At 69.7% G+C, this 261-nt stretch carries 1 protein-coding gene; it reads left to right on the top strand.

Going from position 1 to position 261, the window contains the following annotated elements; all coding sequences use genetic code 11:
* Positions 1-62 precede the first annotated feature (62 nt).
* Positions 63-261: FAD-dependent oxidoreductase (locus R0J87_RS21760; protein ID WP_498888910.1), on the top strand; the 199-nt coding region annotated here is incomplete at its 3' end.

The following is a 261-nucleotide window of genomic DNA, read 5'->3' as shown; positions in this document are numbered from 1 at the left end:
CAGTACACCAGCCGGACGCCCCGCGCGGCCATAACTTTCAGATCCGTCCGTTCGGACGGAATATGGCAATCGCTCATTCCGGCGGCCCGTTAGCCCGCGAGCTGGAACGGGCCGGCCCGGACGCCATGACCGCTTTCGCGCTCGATCAGCTGGTCTCGATGTTCGGGAGTGACGTCCGTCGCCGCGCCTCGGCGAGCGCGTCCACCGCGTGGGGTCGCGATCCCTGGATCCAGGGCGGCTACAGCGTGTGCCGCCCGGGCC

The organism is Halomonas sp. SIMBA_159, from assembly GCF_046536035.1.
GTDB lineage: Bacteria > Pseudomonadota > Gammaproteobacteria > Pseudomonadales > Halomonadaceae > Vreelandella > Vreelandella venusta_A.
This window is presented reverse-complemented; position numbering and strand designations above follow the sequence as displayed.